At 63.7% G+C, this 14,038-nt stretch carries 10 protein-coding genes; 6 read left to right on the top strand and 4 right to left on the bottom strand.

The features are described from left to right. Positions 1–285 precede the first annotated feature (285 nt). From dnaJ to hrcA, 4 genes are all read right to left on the bottom strand, one after another. Complete coding sequence (gene dnaJ / locus Q0Y09_RS02015) at positions 286–1,440, bottom strand: molecular chaperone DnaJ (RefSeq protein WP_297716878.1); 1,155 nt, start codon at positions 1,438–1,440, stop codon at positions 286–288. A 103-nt stretch (positions 1,441–1,543) separates the two neighbouring features. Then, positions 1,544–3,412 (bottom strand): molecular chaperone DnaK, encoded by a 1,869-nt coding sequence (gene dnaK / locus Q0Y09_RS02010; protein ID WP_297716875.1) that lies wholly within the window; start codon positions 3,410–3,412, stop codon positions 1,544–1,546. 85 nt (positions 3,413–3,497) lie between these two features. Next, positions 3,498–4,058 carry a nucleotide exchange factor GrpE gene (gene grpE, locus Q0Y09_RS02005; RefSeq protein ID WP_297716874.1) on the bottom strand — a complete coding sequence of 187 codons (561 nt, stop codon included), beginning with the start codon at positions 4,056–4,058 and terminating at the stop codon, positions 3,498–3,500. A 4-nt stretch (positions 4,059–4,062) separates the two neighbouring features. Further along, positions 4,063–5,136, bottom strand: a complete 1,074-nt coding sequence (gene hrcA / locus Q0Y09_RS02000; protein ID WP_297716872.1) for a heat-inducible transcriptional repressor HrcA — start codon at positions 5,134–5,136, stop codon at positions 4,063–4,065. Positions 5,137–5,356: 220 nt separating this feature from the next. Here hrcA and Q0Y09_RS01995 point away from each other — a divergent pair, with 220 nt between their 5' ends. The 6 genes from Q0Y09_RS01995 to glgA all read left to right on the top strand — a co-directional run bounded on the left by Q0Y09_RS01995 (position 5,357) and on the right by glgA (position 13,829). After that, positions 5,357–5,818 (top strand): GNAT family N-acetyltransferase, encoded by a 462-nt coding sequence (locus Q0Y09_RS01995; protein ID WP_297716870.1) that lies wholly within the window; start codon positions 5,357–5,359, stop codon positions 5,816–5,818. 95 nt (positions 5,819–5,913) lie between these two features. Further along, complete coding sequence (locus Q0Y09_RS01990; protein WP_297716868.1) at positions 5,914–7,050, top strand: D-alanyl-D-alanine carboxypeptidase family protein; 1,137 nt, start codon at positions 5,914–5,916, stop codon at positions 7,048–7,050. Positions 7,051–7,261: 211 nt separating this feature from the next. Beyond that, positions 7,262–9,379 carry a 1,4-alpha-glucan branching protein GlgB gene (glgB, locus tag Q0Y09_RS01985; protein WP_297716867.1) on the top strand — a complete coding sequence of 706 codons (2,118 nt, stop codon included), beginning with the start codon at positions 7,262–7,264 and terminating at the stop codon, positions 9,377–9,379. Between the two features lie 49 nt (positions 9,380–9,428). Continuing rightward, positions 9,429–10,646: a glucose-1-phosphate adenylyltransferase gene (locus Q0Y09_RS01980; protein ID WP_297716864.1), complete on the top strand. Its 1,218-nt coding sequence runs from the start codon at positions 9,429–9,431 to the stop codon at positions 10,644–10,646. Further along, entirely contained in the window at positions 10,643–11,761 is a 1,119-nt protein-coding gene (gene glgD, locus Q0Y09_RS01975; protein WP_297716862.1) for a glucose-1-phosphate adenylyltransferase subunit GlgD, read from the top strand. Before Q0Y09_RS01980 ends, glgD begins: the two co-directional genes overlap by 4 nt. Positions 11,762–11,915: 154 nt before the next feature. Continuing rightward, positions 11,916–13,829 carry a glycogen synthase GlgA gene (gene glgA, locus Q0Y09_RS01970; RefSeq protein ID WP_297716860.1) on the top strand — a complete coding sequence of 638 codons (1,914 nt, stop codon included), beginning with the start codon at positions 11,916–11,918 and terminating at the stop codon, positions 13,827–13,829. The last annotated feature ends 209 nt before the right edge of the window (positions 13,830–14,038 follow it).

The raw sequence follows: 14,038 nt of genomic DNA, 5'->3' as shown, positions 1-14,038 counted from the left end.
GACTTCTCTGCTTTCTCTGACGCCTTCCTGGACGACTTCGTCTTCCTCATGAATTTCAGACCCCGCAAATGCCTTGACTGGCGCGCTCCCTTTGAAATCTTCTTTGGCTCTTTGTTGCACTTGACTTGACAATTCGCAATTTCATTTGATTCCGTCGTCTGCGGACAACGGAACTCTGCGAGGCTCTTGCACAAAATTTGAGGCATTTCTACTTTTTTGACAGCCTGAAACGCCCCCTGATGCTAGGCATCAGGGGGCGTTTCTCTTTCTGTGGAGCTGTGGGGATCACTTTTTCTTTTTGTTGCCCAGGTTCTCGAAGAAGTTTTTGATGGGGTCTCCGCCGGCGTGCTCCTCTCCCATAGAGGCCGCAAAGGCCCGGAGGGACTCCTTCTGCTCCTTGTTCAGGTTGGTGGGGACCTGGACCTTCACGGTGACGTACTGGTTGCCCCGGCCCCGGCCGTTCAGGCTGGGAATGCCCTTGCCGCTCAGGCGGAAGGTGGTGCCGGGCTGGGTGCCCTCGGGCAGGTTCCACTTGACCTTGCCGTCGATGGTGGGGATCTCCAGCTCATCGCCCAGGGCCGCCTGGACGAAGGAGACGCTCTGGTCCATATAGACCGACGTCCCCTCCCGGCGGAAGATGGGGTGGGGCTTGACGGTGACTCCGATGAGCAGGTCGCCGGCGGGGCCGCCGTTGCGCCCGGCGCCGCCCTGGCCCCGGAGGGAGACGGCCTGACCGTCGTCAATGCCGGCGGGAATGGTGACGGCCAGCTTCTTCTGCTTCCGCACGGTCCCGCCGCCGCCGCAGGTCTTGCAGGGCTGGTGGATGAGCTTGCCGGTGCCCCGGCACTTGGGGCAGGAGGTGGTGGTGGAGAAGGAGAAGCCGCCGCCCCCCCGCTGGATGCGCACCGTACCGCTGCCGTGGCAGTCGGGGCAGACCTCTGCCGTGGTGCCCGGAGCGCAGCCGGTGCCCTTACACACGTCGCACTGCTCCGTGCGGTTCACCGTGACCTCCTTCTCGCAGCCAAAGGCCGCCTCCTCGAAGGTGATGGTGACGCCGGCCCGGACGGTCTCGCCCTTCTGGGGGGCGTTGCGGCGGCTGCCGCCGCCCCCGCCGAAGCCTCCGCCGAAGAAGGAGCCGAACAGGTCGCCCAGGTCGATGTCCCCCATATCGGTGAAGCCGCCGAAGCCGCCGTTGGGGTTGAAGTTGGGGTCCACCCCCGCGTGGCCGAACTGGTCGTACCGGGCCCGCTTATCCTTGTCGGACAGGACCTCGTATGCCTCGTTGACCTCCTTGAAGCTGGCCTCCGCCGCCTTGTCCCCCGGGTTGAGGTCGGGGTGGTATTTCTTGGCCAGCTTCCGGTAAGCCCTCTTCAGCTCGTCCTCCGACGCCCCTTTGCTGACGCCCAGGACCTCGTAATAATCTCTTTTCTGATCCTCCATTGGTCTTCACCTCTTTGCGCGGAAAGCGGCGGGGTCTCCGACCCCGCCTGCCCTTTCCATCGGGCGCCGCCCTGTGGGACAGTCCGCCCGTTTCGATTCAAACTTAGTGCTGGTCGTTGTCATCCACGACCTTGTAGTCGGCATCCACCACGTTGGGGTCGGTGTCGGCGCCGCAGGAGCCGCCGCAGTCCCCGCCGGCGCAGCCGCCCATATCGGGGCCGGCCTGACCGCCCTGGGGGTTGGCCTGCTGGTACATCTTCTCAGCGATGGGGTAAAACGCCTTGCTGGCCTCCTCGGTGGCCGCTTTGATGGCCTCCACGTCGGTGCCCTTCAAGGTCTCCTTGAGCTTGTTGAGGGCGGCCTCCACGCTGGCCTTGTCGCCGGCGTCGATCTTGTCCTTGGCGTCCTCCAGGGCCTTCTCGGTCTGGTAGACCACCTGGTCGGCCTGGTTGCGGACGTCCACCTCTTCCTTCCGCTTGGCGTCCTCGGCGGCAAACTGCTCGGCCTCGCGGACAGCCTTGTCGATGTCCTCCTTGGACATGTTGGTGGAGGAGGTGATGGTGATGTGCTGCTCCTTGCCGGTGCCCAGGTCCTTGGCGGAGACGTTCACGATGCCGTTGGCGTCGATGTCAAAGGTGACCTCGATCTGGGGCACGCCGCGGCGGGCGGGGGCGATGCCGTCCAGGTTGAAGCGGCCCAGAGTCTTGTTGTACTGGGCCATCTCACGCTCGCCCTGGAGCACATGGACCTCCACGGAGGTCTGGTTGTCGGCGGCGGTGGTGAAGACCTGGCTCTTGTTGCAGGGGATGGTGGTATTGCGCTCGATGAGCTTGGTCATGACGCCGCCCATGGTCTCGATGCCCAGGCTGAGGGGGGTGACGTCCAGCAGCAGCAGACCCTTCACGTCGCCGCCCAGGACGCCGCCCTGGATGGCGGCGCCGATGGCCACGCACTCGTCGGGGTTGATGCCCTTGAAGCCCTCCTTGCCGGTGAGCTTCTTCACCATCTCCTGGACGGCGGGGATCCGGCTGGAGCCGCCCACCATCAGGACCTTGGTGAGGTCGCCGGCGCTCAGGCCGGCGTCGCTCATGGCCTGACGGACGGGGCCGGCGGTCCGCTCCACCAGGCTGGCGGTGAGCTGGTCAAACTTGGCCCGGGAAAGGGTCAGGTCCAGGTGCTTGGGGCCGGTGGCGTCGGCGGTGATATAGGGCAGGTTGATGGCGGTGGAGGTGACGCCGGAGAGCTCGATCTTGGCCTTCTCGGCGGCCTCCTTCAGGCGCTGCATGGCCACCTTGTCGCCGGAGAGGTCGATGCCGTTGGAGCTCTTGAACTCGGCCACCATCCAGTTCATGATGGCCTCGTCGAAGTCGTCGCCGCCCAGCCGGGTGTCGCCGGAGGTGGAGAGGACCTCGATGACGCCGTCGCCGATGTCCAGGATGGACACGTCGAAGGTGCCGCCACCCAGGTCGTAGACCATGACCTTCTGGGCGTTTTCCTTGTCCACACCGTAGGCCAGGGCGGCGGCGGTGGGCTCGTTGATGATGCGCTTGACATCCAGGCCGGCGATGCGTCCGGCGTCCTTGGTGGCCTGGCGCTGGGCGTCGTTGAAGTAGGCGGGGACGGTGATGACGGCCTCGGTGACGCTCTGGCCCAGATAGGCTTCGGCGTCGGCCTTCAGCTTCTGGAGGATCATGGCGCTGATCTCCTGGGGCGTATAGGCTTTGCCGTCGATGTTCACCTTATAGTTGGAGCCCATCTCGCGCTTGATGGACATGATGGTGCGGTCGGGGTTGGTGATGGCCTGGCGCTTGGCCACCTGGCCCACCATCCGCTCGCCGTCCTTGGAGAAGGCCACGACGGAAGGCGTGGTGCGGTTGCCCTCAGCGTTGGCGATGACGACGGGCTCGCCGCCCTCCATGACGGCCACGCAGGAGTTGGTGGTACCAAGATCGATACCGATGATCTTAGACATAAACGATTCCTCCAATATGTTGAAAACTTATTTTTAACAACTGAATCTGGGATGACGGCTGCTCCGCTCGCCTCCGCGCTTCGGGCTAGTTAGCCACCTTGACCATAGCGAACCGGATGATCTTGTCGCCCAGCCGGAAGCCGGCCTGGAAGACGTCCACCACGGTGTTCTCTCCGGCGTTCTCGTCCTCCACATGCATGACGGCGTTGTGGACGGCGGGGTCGAAGGGCTCGCCCAGGGCGGGGATCTCCTCCACGCCCAGCTTGGTGAGGATCTCCTTCAGGCCGGTCATGGTCATCTCCACGCCCTTTTTATAGGCCTCGTCGGCGGTCTCCTGTTTGAGGGCACGCTCCAAATTGTCGTACACCGGCAGGAAGGCGGCCACGGCGTCGCTCTTGGCGCCCTGGTAAAGGCCCTCCTTCTCCTTTTGGGAGCGTTTGCGGAAGTTGTCGTACTCGGCGGCCAGGCGGAGGTACTGGTCCTCCTTCTCATCCGCCTGCTTTCGCAGCTTCTCCAGCTCCTCCAGCAGCGGGTCAGCCGCCCTCTCGGGTCCGGGCGCGGCCTGGGGCTCCGTCTGGGTCTGCTCCGTCTCCACAGGCTTTTCCTCCACGGCTGTTTCCTGCTGTTTCTTTTCCTGCTTGCTCAAGCCATTACCTCCTAAGTGGGTCGTCCGGCTCCTCCCCTTCGTCTCCCGGCGGCAGGCCGCCCTGCTCGAAGAGGCGGCTCAGCCCGGCGGCGAAGTAGGAAAGGCGGGCGGTGATCTTTGCATAATCCATCCGGGTGGGGCCCACCACACCGATGACGCCGCGCATGCCGTCCCCGATGTCGTAGCTTGCCACCACCACGCTGGTATCTTTGAGTGCGTCGGCCACGTTCTCCGGGCCGATGAGGATCTCCATGGGGTCCCCCTGGGGCACCGGGAAGCGCCCGGCGTCCTGGTCCTCGCTGAGATAGCTCATGAGGGGGGCTGCCCGGTCCAGGCTCCGGTACTCCGGGTGGGCCAGGAGACTGGCGATGCCGGCGGTGTGGACGGTGCGCTGCTCCAGGCTTTCCAGCACATCCATGGCGAAGGAGACCACAAGGGAGATGAGTCCGTAGGCTTCACCGGCGGCGTGGGAGGCCACTCGCATGAGCTCCGGGGTGATCTCGTCCAGGGTGAGGCCGGTGAAGGTGGTATTGAGCAGCGTATCCAAAAGCTGAAGCTGGGCCTCGCTCAGGTCGGAGGGCAGTCGCACCAGCCGGTTGCGGACCACATTGGTGTCGGTCATCACCACAATGATAAAGGAGTCGCTGGAGACCATCAGCAGGTCGAATCGCTGGATGGTCACCCGGCTGGAGCCGGAGGCCAGGGCAAAGGCGGGGTACCGGGTGAGCTGTGAGATCACCCGACCGGCCTGGTCGATGACCTGGTCCAACTCCCGCATCTTGAGGTGCAATGCCTCATTGAGGCGCTGGGTCTCCTGGACCGACAGGCGGTAGTCCTCCATGAGCTCGTTGACATATACCCGATAGCCCCCCGGCGAGGGGATGCGCCCGGCCGAGGTGTGGGGCTGCTCCAGCAGGCCCAGGGCCTCCAGGTCGGCCATCTCATTGCGGATGGTGGCCGAGGAGACGTTGAGCCCCGGGGTGGCGGCCACCACCTTGGAGCCCACTGGCTCCGCCGTCTGGATATAGTTTTCGATGATGGCGCGGAGGATCTTTTTCTTTCGTTCTGTCAGATCCATCCCCGCTCACCTCTCGTCCGTAGTTTTAGCACTCATTCCTCCTGAGTGCTAATGTAAATCTACCACCAGCCCGTTCAAAAGTCAATAGGTCAGGATGTAAATTAAATGTGAACGCTCCCCCGGCGGTAATTTCTGCTTTTTGTGCCCCCCGTCCCCTTCGCTGATTGCCAACGAGATACAGGTATGGTAGGATAGTGAAAACAGAACAGGAGGGATCGGCATGCAGACAGCTTTTATCATCCGTGACTACCGGGACGAGGACAAGGACGCCCTGATGGAGATCTCACTTCCCTGGCTGGAGGAAAACGACATTCTGGAGCCTGCGGACATCGAACAGCTCAGCCACCCGGAACGGGTCCTCTCGGCGGGCGGGCGCATTCTTATGGCCGAGACGGAGGGCCGCCCGGTGGGCATGATGATGCTGGAGCCCTTCGGCAGCGGGGTGGCCGAGCCCTTCAAGTTCGGGGTGCTGGAGCCCTATCGGAACCGGGGCATGGGCAAGGCCCTCATGGAGGCCACCATCGACGCCGCCCGGGCCATGGGGGTCCACACCCTGGTCCTCACCTCCCACCACAGTTTGAAGGCCGCCCTCCATATCTATGAGTCCTATGGCTTCCGCTATGAGGAGCACGACTATGTGGCCTTCGAGCTCTCCGACATCGCCATGAAAAAAGAGCTCTGAGCCAGTCTTTCCTTCCCATTCTTTCCAGTATAGAACCGGCCCTGCCTCCACATCCTTTTCCATACAGGAATCTTCGATGATGGAGGAGACGATCCATGATGAAACGAACCCTCGCCGCCCTGCTGTGCGTCAGCGCCCTCCTCTCTCCCGCCGCCCTGGCCGCCGGCGCCCCCCAGGTGGAGGCCGCCGCCGCCGTTTTGATGGAGAAGGAGACGGGCGCTGTGCTGTGCGGGCAGAACCCCCACGACAAACGGGAGCCGGCCAGCGTCACCAAGGTCATGACCCTGCTGCTGGTGATGGAGGCCCTGGACGAGGGCCGCATCGCCCTCACCGATCCGGTCTCCGTCTCCGCTCACGCCGCCGCCATGGGGGGCTCCCAGGTCTATCTGAAAGAGGGGGAGCAGATGAGCGTGGAGGAGCTCATCAAGGCGGTGGCGGTGGTGTCGGGCAACGACGCTGCCGTCGCCCTGGCCGAGCACCTGGCCGGCAGCGAGGATGCCTTTGTGGCCCGGATGAACGAGAAGGCCGCCCAGCTGGGCATGACCGACACCACTTTTGTCAACTGCACCGGCCTGCCTGCGGCGGGACACCTGACCTCTGCCTATGACATTGCCCTTATGTCCCGCGCCCTCATTCTGGAGCACCCCGGCATCCGGCAGTACAGCACCATCTGGATGGACACCATCCGGGGCGGCGCCTTCCAGCTGGCCAACACCAACAAGCTGGTGCGCTACTTTGAGGGCTGCACCGGCCTCAAGACCGGCTCCACCGACTCCGCCCTCTACTGTCTCTCGGCCACCGCCCAGCGGGAGGGCATGGAGCTCATTGCCGTGGTGCTGGGCGCGCCCACCTCCGCCCAGCGTTTCGACGCCGCCAAGGCCCTCCTCACCTTCGGCTTTGCCAACTACACCCTGGCGGATGTCCGCCCCGACCAGGCCATCCCGCCGGTGAGCGTCTCCCTGGGCGTGGCCGACACCGTCCAGCCCGTGCTGGAGCAGGGCAGCCGCATCCTGGTGGAGAAGGCCCAGCTCAATCAGCTCACAACCGAGCTTCGGCTTGCCGACGGCGTGGAGGCCCCTGTGGAGGCCGGCCAGAAGCTGGGCGAGCTGGTGGTCTCCGCCGGCGGGACCCAGCTCCAGACCATTCCCCTGACCGCTGACCGTGCGGTGGCGCGCATCACCGTCCCCGGCCTCTTCCTGCGGCTGCTCCGCACCCTTTTCCTCTCCGGCTGAGCCGCCCCGGGCGCTCCGGGCAAAAAAGCGGAAAAATATGCGTAAAATTTATGAACCACCTCCCCCCGCACCTTGACGGGGTGCTATTTGTGTTGTATAATTCATACAAATAACCCAAAGCTAAATTTAGGCCAATTAGCGTTATTGACAACCTTCGACCATTTCCTTTGGAAATGCTTGGATTATACTACCAAAGAAATGAGGCGCAGCCATGGATCTCAAGAAGAAACCGGAGGCAGAAGAGTTCATCCGGGCCTATACCAGCGGCGATGCCATCCGTGCCTGGACTTTTATGGGCGCACACGCCCAGGAGCAGGACGGCAGACAGGGCTATGTGTTCCGGGTCTGGGCGCCCCACGCCCAGGCCGTCTCGGTGGTGGGAGATTTCAACCGCTGGGAGGAGGACGCTTCTCCTCTCTCCCCCATCGGCGGCGGACTGTGGGAGGGCTTTCTCCCCGGTCTGGACCGCTACGACACCTATAAATATGCCATCCGCACCAGGGACGGACGCACCCTCATGAAGGCCGACCCCTACGCCTTCCACGCCGAGACCCGGCCGGGAAACGCCTCCAAGCTCTACGAGCTGGGGGCCTACCAGTGGAACGACCAGTCCTGGCTGGACCACCGGAAGAAAAACCCGGTCTACCACCAACCCCTGAATATCTATGAGGTCCACCTAGGCTCCTGGCGGCGGACCGGCGATGGGGAATTCCTCTCCTACCGGGGCATCGCCGATTACCTGGTGCCCTATGTGAAGGAGATGGGCTTCACCCATGTAGAGTTCATGCCCCTCACCGAGCACCCCCTGGATGACTCCTGGGGCTATCAGTGTACCGGCTACTTCGCCGCCACCAGCCGCTTCGGTACCCCCGACGACCTCATGTACCTCATCGACCAGCTCCACCAGGCCGGGGTGGGCGTCATCCTGGACTGGGTGCCCGCCCACTTCCCCAAGGACGCCTTCGGCCTCTACGAGTTCGACGGGCAGCCCTGCTATGAATACCAGGACATGCGCAAGGGGGAGCACGCCGACTGGGGCACCCGGGTCTTTGACTATGGCCGCAGCGAGGTCCGCTCCTTCCTCTTCTCCTCCGCCCTCTTCTGGCTGGAGGTCTTCCACATCGACGGCCTGCGGGTGGACGCGGTGGCCTCCATGCTCTATCTGGACTATGGCCGGCAGGGGGGCGAGTGGGTCCCCAACATCCACGGCGGAAATGAAAATCTGGAGGCCGTGGACTTCCTCCGCAAGCTCAACGAGCGCATCTTTGCCGAGCACGACGACGTCATGATGATCGCCGAGGAGTCCACCGCCTGGCCCAAGGTGTCCCACCCGGTGAGCGACGGTGGGCTGGGCTTCAACCTGAAGTGGAACATGGGCTGGATGAACGACGTGCTCCACTATATGAAGCTGGACCCCTTCTTCCGGCAGTACAACCACCGGGACATCACCTTCTCCTTCATGTACGCCTTTTCGGAGAACTTCATCCTCCCCCTCAGCCACGACGAGGTGGTCCACATGAAGGGCTCCCTCCTCAACAAGATGCCGGGGACCTACGAGGAGCAGTTCCACGGCGTGCGGGCCTTCTATACATACATGCTCACCCATCCGGGCAAAAAGCTGCTGATGATGGGCAGCGAGTTCGGCCAGTGGAACGAGTGGCACTTCGAGTACTCCCTGGACTGGCACCTCATGGACAATGAGATCAACCGCAAGACCAAGGACTTCTTCCAGGCCGCCAACCACCTCTATCTGGCCCAGCCCGCCCTGTGGCAGGAGGACTTCTCCTGGGAGGGCTTCGAGTGGATCTACGCCGACGACAACCAGGCCAACACCATCTCCTTCCTCCGCAAGGACGACAAGGGGGATTTCCTGGTGACGGTGTGCAACTTCTCGCCGGTGGACCGGACGGGTTACCGCATCGGCGTGCCGGTGCCCGGCGCCTACACCTGCATCTTCAACACCGACGACGAGGCGTTCGGCGGCGAGGGCCGGGGGGACAAGGAGCCGGTGAAGAGCACCTACGAGCCCTGCCACGGCCGGGAGCAGTCCATTGTCATCACCCTGCCCCCCATGAGCTCCGTCATCTATAAATGCACCCGTAAATTCCCCGCCCGCCGGAAGAAGGAGGGCAAGCTGGCGGTAAAGACGCCGTCGGCCAAGCCGGCGGTGCGCAAGGCCGCAGCCAAGCCCGCCGTAAAGGAAAAGGCGGCCAAGCCCGCCCTCCGCAAGGCGGCCGCCAAGCCGGCGGTGAAGGAAAAAGCCCCCCATCCGGCGGTCCGCCCGAAGGCCCAGCACCCCGCCGTGAAGAAGACTCCCAAGGAGGGATGAGCCCTCCCCCGGATCAGATGATCTCCACTTTGACCGAGAGGTGATAGAGATGAAAAAAGAATGTGTCGCCATGCTGCTGGCAGGCGGACAGGGCAGCCGCCTGAAAGCCCTGACGTCAAAAGTAGCAAAGCCTGCCGTCCCCTTTGGGGGCAAGTACCGCATCATTGACTTCCCCCTGAGCAACTGCGTCAACTCCGGCATCGATACCGTGGGCGTCCTCACCCAGTACCAGCCCCTGGAGCTCAACGGCTACATCGGCAACGGCCAGCCCTGGGACCTGGACCGCTCCGACGGCGGCGTCCATATCCTCCCCCCCTATGTGAAGGAGGGGGACAAGGGCACCTGGTACAAGGGCACCGCCAACGCCATTTATCAGAACATCGGCTTCATCTCCCTGTATGATCCCGATTACGTCCTGATCCTGTCCGGCGACCACATCTACAAGATGGACTACGAGCAGATGCTGGAACACCACAAGGCCATGGACGCCGCCTGCACCATCTCGGTGATGGAGGTCCCCATGGAGGAGGCCCCCCGGTTCGGCATCATGAACGTGGACGAAAACGACATGATCTACGAGTTCGAGGAGAAGCCCAAGCGCCCCAAGAGCAACCTGGCCTCCATGGGCATCTACATCTTCAACTGGAAACAGCTCCGGGAGTATCTCATCGCCGACGAGGCCGACGAGAAGTCGGCCAACGATTTTGGCAAGAACATCATCCCCGCCATGCTGGCCAACAAGGAGCGCCTGGCCGCCTACCGCTTCTCCGGCTACTGGAAGGACGTGGGCACCATCGACTCCCTGTGGGACGCCAACATGGATATGCTCTCCGTCCACAGCGGCATCGACCCCTATGACGCCGAGTGGCCCATCTACGCCCGCACGCCCACCAAGCCCCCCCACTTCACCGGTCCCGACGCCGTGGTCACCCATTCCCTGATGACCGGCGGCTGCGTGGTGGACGGCGAGGTGGAAAACTCCGTCCTCTTCCACTCGGTGACGGTGGGGAAGGGCGCCAAGGTCCGCTACTCCATCCTCATGCCCGGCGCAACGGTGAAGGAGGGCGCGGTGGTGGAGTACGCCATCGTGGCCGAAAACGCCGTCATCGGCGCCGGCGCCCGGGTGGGCACGCCGCCGTCGGACAACGGTGATCCCGAGGAGTGGGGCATCGCCGTGGTGGCGGAAGGCATCAAGGTGGGTGACAACGCCGTGGTCCCGGCCAAGGCCATGGTCACCCGAAACGTGAAAGGGGGTGCGGCGAAATGACCAATAAGCTGCACGGGATCATTTTCGCATACCGCTCCAATCCTCAGCTCCGGGAGCTCTCCCAGCCCCGGAACACCTGCTCCATCCCCTACGGCGGCCGCTATCGGGTGGTGGACTTCATGCTCTCCAACATGCTCAACGCCGGTATTTCCGACGTAGGGCTCATCGTACACACCAACTATCAATCCCTGCTGGACCATGTTGGCTCCGGCAAGGACTGGGACCTCTCCCGCAAGCACGGCGGTCTGCGCATCCTCCCCCCCTTCGGCTACGCCGACAAGCACCGCGAGGGGGACTACCGGGGCCGCATGGACGCCCTGTCCGGGGTCTACTCCTACCTGGAGCGCATCCGCCAGGACTATGTGGTCCTGGCCGGCGGCGACGTGGCGGTGAATCTGGACCTGGACGACGTCTTTGAGCAGCATCTGCGCACCGGCGCCGACATCACCGCCGTGTGTACCCCCGTGCCTAGAGGGGACGCCCGCAGCTCCGATTACTTCACCGTCCGGGAGGACGGCCTCATCACCGACGTGTCCGTCCACCCGGTGAGCCCCATGGGCTGCGAGTCCATGGAGGTCTACATCATGAGCAAGGACCTTCTCATGTCTCTGGTGGAGCACTGCATCGCCCACAACATCCCCTCCTTCAGTCAGGGCGTGCTGCTGGATTCGGCCAAGCGGCTCAAGCTGATGTCCTATACCTTCGAGGGCTATTCTGCCCGGCTCCAGTCGGTGGCCGGCTACTATGCCCGCAGCATGGAGCTGCTGGACCCCGCCGTCCGGGCCGACCTTTTCAACCCACAGCGGCCCATCAAGACCAAGGACATGTCCAACCCCTCCACTTACTACGGCCCCGGCTCCAGGTCCAAAAACTCCCTGGTGGCCGACGGCTGCATCATCGAAGGCGAGGTGGAAAACTCCATCCTCTTCCGCGGCGTCACCGTGGCAAAGGGTGCGAAGGTCCAGAACTGCATCCTCATGCAGGGCTCGGTGATCCACGAGGGCGCCGTGCTCAAGTACGCCATCACCGATAAGAACGTCCAGGTCAATGCCGGGCGGATGCTCATGGGCCATGAGACCTATCCTCTGGCCATCGCCAAAAACGCCGTGGTATAACCGGCGCACAGACCGCGCGGAGCGGCGCACAGACGCGGCCGCCTTGCGGGGCGGCCCGTCCCTGCCCATCCGGGCGGCGGCTTCCCCCGCACGGCGGCCGCCGCCCCTGTCCTGAGGGCAAAGCGCGGACGGAGAAGGAGAAAAGGAGTCATTTATGAATATTTTGTTTGCAGCCTCTGAGGTCGCCCCCTTCATCAAGACCGGCGGCCTGGCCGACGTGGCCGGTTCCCTCCCCCAGAAGCTGGCCGACATGGGCCATGACGTAAAGGTCATCCTCCCCCTCTACGAGGGCATCAGCCAGCAGTATCGGGACAAGATGCGCTTTCTCTTCCACTGGAACTGCCGTCTGGCCTGGCGCACCCCCTACTGCGGCGTCTTCGAGCTGCGGGAGGGCAACATCTCTTACCTCTTTGTGGACAATGAGTACTATTTCAAGCGGGCTGAGATCTACGGCCACTATGACGACGGCGAGCGCTTCGCCTTCTTCTCCCGGGCCGTCATTGAGACCCCGGCCCACCTGGACTGGCACCCCGACATTCTCCACTGCAACGACTGGGAGACCGCTCTGGTCCCCATCTACCTGCTGGAGGAGCGGGAGCGGATCTGGCAGCTCCGGGGGACCAAGAGCGTCTACACCATCCACAACATCGAGTATCAGGGCCGCTATGGCGACCAGATCATCCAGGACCTGCTGGGCCTCCACCCCGGCTACATGAACGAACACATGCTGGCCTTCCACGGGGACGTGAACCTGATGAAGGGGGCCATCTACGCCGCCGACTATGTCACCACCGTCTCCCCCACCTACGCCAACGAGCTCCAGTACCCCTTCTACGCCCACGGTCTGGAGGGCGTGGTGGCCGACAACCGCTGGAAGATGCGGGGCATCCTCAACGGCCTGGACGTGGGTCTCTACGATCCCGCCAACGGCGCCGGTCTGGCCGCCCCCTTCACCGCCGACGACCTGAGCGGCAAGGCCGCCTGCAAGCGGGCCCTCCAGCAGGCGGTGGGCCTCCGGGAGGACCCCAACGTGCCCATCATCGCCTGCGTCTCCCGGCTGGTCAAGCACAAGGGCTTCGAGCTGGTGGCCGACGCCATCCACGACATCATGGGCATGAACGTCCAGATGGTGGTCCTGGGTACCGGCGAGTGGAACTTTGAGGAGGCTTTCCGTCAGGCCCAGGCTCAGTATCCCGGCCGCTTCGCCGCCCGGCTCCAGTACTCCGCCGCCCTCTCCACCGCCATCTATGGCGGCGCCGATATCTTCCTCATGCCCTCCCTGGCCGAGCCCTGCGGCCTGAGCCAGCTCATCGCCATGCGCTACGGCACTATCCCCGTGGTCCGGGAGACCGGCGGTCTGAGAGACACCGTCATCCCCCACGGCGTCTTCGGCGACACCGGCTTCACCTTCGCCAACATCAACGCCCGGGATATGGTGTGGGTGCTGGGCGAGGCTGTGGGTCTCTACCACAACGACAAGGAGGGCTGGCGCGTCCTCCAGCACAACGCCATGACAAAGGACTTCAGCTGGAACAGCCCTGCCCGGGAATATGAGGACGTCTACTACCAGATCACCGGTATCCCCCGCCCTATTGAGCCGTCGCTGGAAGCAGCTCCGGTCCCGGCGGCGGAGCCCTCTGTCCAGGCTGAACCGGAAGCCGACCCCATCCAGGAGAAAAAACCTGCGGCTGTAAAGAAAGCCGCCGTCAAGAAGGCAGCCCCCAAGGCCGAGAAGAAGCCGGCGGCCAAAAAGTCGGCCCCCAAGGCGGAAAAGAAGTCCGCCCCCAAGAAAGCGGCTGCCAAGACCAAGGCGGAGACGCCCGCGCCCGCAAAGGAGACCCCCGCCCCCAAGGCTGAGGCTTCCGCGCCTGTGAAGGAGACTACCGCCCCCAAGGCCGAGGCTCCCGCGCCTGCGAAGGAGTCCCCCGCCCCCAAGGCGGAGACGCCCGCGCCCGCGAAGGAGACCCCCGCCCCCAAGGCCGAGGCCCCCGCGCCTGCGAAGGAGACCCCCGCCCCCAAGGCCGAGGCTCCCGCGCCTGCGAAGGAGACCCCCAAGTCCAGAACGTGAACCTCTGTTTTTCCCAAGTATAGACAGTTCCAACATTGACAGAACGGATGGCCTGTGATAAACTTTGTGCGCCAATCCGCAGCCAGACGGAATGAGATGTGGACGCGGGGGGGGGTTGGCCCCCCCGCGCGCCGCGCCTCCGGGGGTGATTTTTTAGGTGTAAATGAGGCATACGCCCAATACGAAGCAATAAACCCAAAAAAAGCAGG

Source organism: Intestinimonas sp. (genome assembly GCF_026169115.1).
Classification (GTDB): domain Bacteria; phylum Bacillota; class Clostridia; order Oscillospirales; family Oscillospiraceae; genus Intestinimonas.
This window is presented reverse-complemented; position numbering and strand designations above follow the sequence as displayed.